The sequence below is a fragment of the Reyranella sp. genome (genome assembly GCF_050185545.1).
Lineage (GTDB): Bacteria > Pseudomonadota > Alphaproteobacteria > Reyranellales > Reyranellaceae > Reyranella.
The window spans coordinates 1-6,292 of record NZ_JBFWZI010000084.1 but is presented as its reverse complement, the minus strand read 5'-3'; the positions used below and the strand labels follow the sequence as shown (position 1 = coordinate 6,292).

Sequence of the window (6,292 nt, the reverse complement as noted above, 5' to 3'; positions counted from 1 at the left end):
GACGGCGCTCGCCCAGGAAAAGCGCCCTTCCCAGGCCGCCCAGATACCGACGCCGGCCGACCCGGCGGATTTCGAGGCCGCGTTGCGCATGAGATTTGCGCGCGGCGATGTGCTGAACTGGACCGGCGGCAACGTCCGCCTGAAGCGGCCTATCGCCATCGATGTGACCGAGTCGCTGACGACCGCCGGCGTCGACCTGAACGGCGCCAGGATCGTCGCCGACTTCAATGATGCCAACCGTAGCGCTCTCACGATTCGCATTCCGGCGGATCGCAGGAACATCGCCTTTCGCGGCCTGAAGATCTTCAACGGCTCGATGATCGCGGCCAGCCCGGCGCGCGACGCGATCGACCTGGTCTGCCTGACCAACCAGAGCTGGATCTTCTCGTGGAAGCTCATGAACCTCGACATCGAGGGCTTCTCCCGCGATGGCCTGTTCTTCGACGGCTCGGTGTTCGAGGGCGACATTCACGCCACGACGGTGTCCGACTGCGGCCGCAACGGGATGACGTTCCGCAACGACGGGCCGAGAAACGACACCGGCATGGTGTCGGCGATCGCCATCTTCGGCGGCCAGCTGCGCAAGAACGGCAATGCCGGCATCGAGACGCAGGCGGCCATTCACGGCCAGGAGCCGCGCGACCTCAATATTTCGCAGACGTACTTCGTCGAGAATCGCGGCCCCGGCCTGCACGCCACGGCCGGCCTGTCGATGGCCCAGGGATGCGGCTTCGAGAACAACGCCCAGTGTGGCATCAGGCTCGCCAACGAGGGCCGCCTCTATGCCTGCCGCGCCAGCACCTACGGGCCGCAGCCCTATCTCGTGCACGCCTTCTTCAAAAGCGGCCGCATGCTCCTGGATGCCTGTCGCATCGAAGGCTACAGCGGCTTCGAAGGCAAGATGAAGCTTGCGAAAGTGGGCGGCGTCGGCTCGGTGAGCCTGCGCGACTGCGGTGACCAGTCCGACCTCGACCTCGTGGGCGCCATAACGGTCAAGTCGGCTTGACGCTGGGAGCGCGCCACTCCGATGGCGCTCACAGGGCGTGTAGTCACCAAGAAGAGCGCCACCGGAGTGGCGCGCTCCCAGCCATGAGCCATCGCCGGACGGAGATACTTCTTCACGCGGACCCTGTAGCATTGGCGCAAAGGGAGAAACGCATGAAGTTCGGTGTCTTCGATCACATGGATCGGGCTGGTGCCAGCCTGGGGCACCAGTTCGACGAGCGGCTGCGGCTGATCGAGCTCTACGAGCAGGCGGGCTTCCACGCCTATCACCTGGCCGAGCATCATGCGACGCCACTCGGCATGGCGCCGTCGCCCAGCGTGTTCCTCGCCGCGGTGGCGCAGCGCACCAGCCGGCTGCGCTTCGGCCCGTTGGTCTACACCGTGAATCTCTACCACCCGCTGCGCCTCATCGACGAGATCTGCATGCTCGACCAGATGAGCGGCGGCCGGCTCGAGCTCGGCGTCGGACGCGGCATCTCGCCGTACGAGGTCGGCTACTACGGGGTCGATCCGGCCACCGGCCCGGAGCGTTTTGCCGAGGCGCTCGACGTGATCCTGATGGGCCTCACCCAGCCGCGGCTCGATCATACCGGCAAGTACTTCACCTTCAAGGACGTGCCGATGGAGATGCAGCCCGTCCAGCGCCCCTACCCGCCGCTGTGGTACGGCGCCAATTCCCTGGAGAGCGCCGACCGGCTGGCCAAGCAGGCGTGCAACACGGTGGTAGGCATGCGCGCCGACGGTGTCGGCCAGTTCGCGGCGCGCTATCGCGCCGCGTGGCAGGCGCTCGGCCGCGACCCCAAGGCAATGCCCTTGATAGGGCTCAGTCGGCATGTCGTGGTGGGCGACAGCGACCGCGAGGCGCAGGGTGCGGCCAAGCGGGCCTTCGTGCTGTGGTACGACGCGCTGATCCATCTCTGGCGGGCACACGGTGTCGGCCTGCCGCGCCAGCTGATTCCCGCCGAATTCGAGGACGCGCTGGAACAGGGCTACATCATTGCAGGCTCCGCCTCGACCGTGCGCGAGCGCATGAAGAAGGACAACGACATCGCCGGCATCAACTACAGCCTGTGCCGCCTCGCCTTCGGCGATTTGTCATTCGAGGAGTCGGCGCGCTCGATCGAGCTTTTCGCCAGGGAAGTCATGCCGGCGCTGTAGCGATTCATTGCTGGGAGCGCGCCACTCCAGTGGCGCCCATGGGATGTGTGATCGACAAGAAGAGCGCCATCGGAGTGGCGCGCTCCCAGCGCAGCATGACCCCTCCCTCGGCGTAAGACGCAGACACCTCCCCAGCGAAGCTGGGGAGGCGCATGAATCAAAGAAGCCCGCGGTCCCACTTACGCGTGAACCGCGGGCTTCCCGCCCCCTCCATGAACGCGCCCGACTGCGGGTTCCCCGTCTAGCGGCGCGCGCCCCCCTGCTGAAGGAGAAGACTGCCAAGTCGAGGGGGCTTGTTAAGATAAAGCCGGCGGTGGTGGGGCCACCGCCGGCTCCTCGAGAGGATCAGCTACGCCGCCCGGGGAGAGATAGCGACGAACCTGGTCATCCCCTCTCGATACACTTTCATCAGCACCGGCTTGCCGGCGTCCTTGGCTTCCTTGAGCTTCTCGACAGCCGCCTTCGGGCTGTCGACGGCCTCGCGACCGACCTGCTGCAGGATGTCACCCGCCTTCAGGCCCATCTCCTCGGCCGGGCTGCCCGCCTCGACCGAGGCGATCAGCGCGCCTTTGACCGAGTCGTCCAGCTTCATTTCCTGCCGCGTCTCCTTGGAGAGCGGCGCCAGCGACACGCCGTAGGACAGCGGCTCGGCCTTCTTGTCGGCCTTCTCGGCCTTGGCCTTGACCATCCCGCCCTCTTCCTTCTGGTCGCCGATCTTGGCGTTGATGGTCATATCCTTGCCGTCGCGCCACACGCCGAGCTTGACCGCGGTGCCAGGCTTCATCGCCGAGATCATGCGGGTCAGGTCCTTGATCGTGTCGACGTTCTTGCCGTCGACGCTCACGATCACGTCACCCGACTTGATTCCGGCGGCCAGAGCCGGGCTGTCCGGCTGGACCTGCGCTACCACGGCACCCTTCTCGCCGTTGAACGACATGCTCTGGGAGAGCTCGCCGGTCATCGGCTGGATCTGCACGCCCAGCATGCCGCGCTCGACCTTGCCGTTGACCTTGAGCTGGGCCACCACCGGCTCGGCGAGGCTCGCCGGGATGGCGAAGCCCAGGCCGATATTGCCGCCGCTCGGCGAGAAGATGGCGGTGTTGATGCCGATCACCCTGCCTTCCATGTCGAACAGCGGGCCGCCCGAGTTGCCGCGATTGATGGCGGCGTCGGTCTGGATGTAGTCGTCGAAGGGGCCGGAGTGGATGTCACGGCCGCGCGCCGACACGATGCCGGTGGTCACGGTGCCACCGAGGCCGAACGGGTTGCCGACCGCCATCACCGGCTGGCCGACACGCACCTTGGTGGCGTCGCCGAAAGCGACGAACGGCAGCGGCTTGTCGCTCTCGACCTTGAGCAGCGCAAGGTCGGTCTTCTCGTCGCCGCCCACCATCTTGGCGTCGAGCTTGCGGCCGTCCGAGAGGGTCACGACGATTTTGTCGGCCTTGCCGGCGACGTGATGGTTGGTCACGATCCATCCGGCGGGGTCGATGATGAACCCGGTGCCGACCGCCTCGGCCTTCTGGTTGGCCCGCGGCTGCGGCTTCATCGGACGCATCGGCTGGCCGAAACGCTCGGCGAAGCGCTGCATGAACTCTTCCATCTGCTTCTGCGAGCGGTCCGACATCTGGACCTCGTCGTCGCCCGCAGCGCCAGCCTTCATGGTCACGGCGACATTGACGACCGCCGGGGTCACCTTGGCGGCGAGGTCGGAAAAGTCCTGCACGCCCGACACGGTCGGAGCGGTCGGAGCCGCGGCGATCGCCGACGGCGCCGAGAACAGGGGAGCAATGAGCGCCGGCGCGGTCAACGCCGTCGTCAACGCCAGGGCTGAAAGAATGGTCTTGGTCTTCGTCACTTCATCCTCCTGAAAGGGGCTTGGCAGGAGGGAATATGGGACTGGGCCCATGGCGCCCGGATGGCCGCCGCATTGAATGTTTGTATAGTTGGGGAACGTTGCTTTTGCCGCGAAAACCGCGCAAACGGCGCGTGTTCGGCTCCCGTGCCCGGCCGCGGACGGCGCTCTGTCCCGTCGCCCCCCGGCCGGCAGGGGACCGATGGTCAGGCAGCGGGTGACGACGTGAAGATCCTCCTCGTCGAAGACGACAAACAGACGTCCGACTACATCAGCAAGGGCCTGCGCGAGCATGGCCATGTCGTCGACCGTGCCGACAACGGGCGCGACGGTCTCTACCTCGCGACCGGCGAGAAGTACGACGTCATCATCGTCGACCGCATGCTGCCGGCAATGGACGGGCTGTCGCTGGTCAAGGCGGCGCGCGCCTCGCAGGTTCGCACGCCGGTGCTGTTCCTCACCACGATGGGCGGCATCGACGATCGGGTGAACGGCCTCGAGGCCGGCGGCGACGACTATCTGGTGAAGCCGTTCGCCTTCGCCGAGCTGCTGGCGCGGGTCGGGGCGCTCGCGCGCCGGCCGCCGATCGTGGCGACGACCTCTCTCAGCGTCGGGGACCTGCAGGTCGATCTGCTCACCCGCACGGTGACGCGCGCCGGCAGGCGGCTCGACCTGCTGGCGCAGGAGTTCAAGATCCTCGAGTACCTGATGCGCCATGCCGGCGAGGTGGTGACGCGCACCATGCTGCTCGAGAAGGTCTGGGACTTCCATTTCGATCCCAAGACCAACATCGTCGAGACCCATATCAGCCGCCTGCGTTCGAAGATCGACAAGGGCTTCGACAAGCCCCTGCTGCACACGGTCCGGGGAGCCGGCTATGTCATCCGCACCCAGGACTAGACACGGTCCGGGTGGCGAGCCGGCCACGAGCTTCGGGCAGACCCTGTCGCGCATCCTGCGCTCGGCCAGCTTCCGGCTGACGCTGTTCTACGCAATTCTCTTCATGGCCTCGGCCGGTACGCTGTTCGCCGCGGTCTACTGGATCGCGACAGCGGCCATGCAAGACGACATGGCGGCGGTTCTGCGTTCCGAAGCCTACCAACTGGCCGACGTCCATGGCCGCACCGGGCCCAAGGGACTCACCGACCAGATCACACGGCGCATCAGCTACCGCACGCGCGGGCCGATCTTCTACCTGCTGCAGGCGCCGGGCGGACGGGTCGTGGTCGGCAACCTGCCCGGCATGCCGCCGGTCAACGGCGCGGTCGATTTCGTGCCCCAGAGCGATGCGCCGGAGGCCGACGGCGAGCGCGCCAGGCTCACCGGCTTCGGCCTCACCCTTTCCGACGGTGCGTTCCTGCTGGTCGCGCAGGACGCCAACCGGCTCACCGACATGCAGCACGCGATCGTCGTGGCCTTCGCCTGGGCGAGCGGGCTCACCCTGCTGCTCGCGATCGCCGGCGGCGCGCTGATCGGGTCGAGCTTCCTCGGCCGCATCGACGCCATCACCCGTACCAGCCGCACCATCATGGAGGGCGATCTCTCGGCGCGCATCCCGACGCGCGGCACCAACGACGAGATCGACCAGCTGGTCGCCAGCCTCAATGCCATGCTGACACGCATCCAGCAGCTGATGGACGGCTTGCGCCAGGTCTCGAGCGACATCGCCCACGACCTGCGCACGCCCCTGGGGCGCCTGCGCCAGCATCTCGAAGATGCGCGCGAGCGCGCCACGACGACCGGCGAGTACGAGGCCGCGACCGACTCGGCGATCGCCGAGGCCGACGCGCTGCTGGAGACCTTCTCGGCCCTGCTGCGCATCGCCCAGATCGAGGCCGGCGCGCAGCGCAGCGCCTTCACCCAGGTCGACCTGTCGGCGCTGGCGCGCAGCATCGCCGAGGCCTACCGGCCGGCCGCGGAAGATGCCGACCACCGGCTGGACTGCCGAATCGAGGACGGCATCCAGGTAACCGGCGATCGTCAGCTCCTGGCGCAGATGATCTCCAACCTGGTCGAGAACGCCCTCAATCACACGCCGGCGCGCTCGACCGTGTCGCTCGCGCTCGCCAAGGCGGCGGTGGGCTTCACGCTCGAGGTCGCCGACAACGGTCCGGGAATCCCCGCTGACGAGCACGACAAGGTGTTCGACCGCTTCTATCGCCTCGACCGCAGCCGCTCGACCGCCGGCAGCGGCCTCGGCCTCCCCCTGGTCAAGGCCATCGCCGGCCTGCACGGCCTCACCATCCGCCTCGAGGACCGCAAGCCCGGCCTGGG

At 67.3% G+C, this 6,292-nt stretch carries 5 protein-coding genes; 4 read left to right on the top strand and 1 reads right to left on the bottom strand.

Annotation, left to right across the window (positions count from 1 at the left end; genetic code table 11):
• On the top strand, positions 1-1,006 hold a 1,006-nt coding region (locus tag AB7O82_RS21145; RefSeq protein ID WP_428620110.1), incomplete at its 5' end, for a hypothetical protein.
• Between the two features lie 152 nt (positions 1,007-1,158).
• A complete protein-coding gene (locus AB7O82_RS21140; RefSeq protein ID WP_428542763.1) occupies positions 1,159-2,163 on the top strand; it encodes an LLM class flavin-dependent oxidoreductase in 1,005 nt (334 codons plus the stop codon).
• A 349-nt stretch (positions 2,164-2,512) separates the two neighbouring features.
• On the opposite strand, the gene AB7O82_RS21135 is transcribed toward AB7O82_RS21140, so the two are convergent.
• The gene (locus AB7O82_RS21135; protein WP_428542766.1) at positions 2,513-4,021 is read right to left on the bottom strand and encodes a DegQ family serine endoprotease; all 1,509 of its coding nucleotides are present in this window, start codon (positions 4,019-4,021) and stop codon (positions 2,513-2,515) included.
• Positions 4,022-4,243: 222 nt separating this feature from the next.
• On the opposite strand from AB7O82_RS21135, the gene AB7O82_RS21130 reads away from it, so the two are divergent.
• Both AB7O82_RS21130 and AB7O82_RS21125 read left to right on the top strand, forming a co-directional pair.
• Positions 4,244-4,918, top strand: a complete 675-nt coding sequence (locus tag AB7O82_RS21130) for a winged helix-turn-helix domain-containing protein (protein WP_428542769.1) — start codon at positions 4,244-4,246, stop codon at positions 4,916-4,918.
• Positions 4,896-6,292: sensor histidine kinase (locus tag AB7O82_RS21125; RefSeq protein ID WP_428620108.1), on the top strand; the 1,397-nt coding region annotated here is incomplete at its 3' end. The genes AB7O82_RS21130 and AB7O82_RS21125, both read left to right, overlap by 23 nt.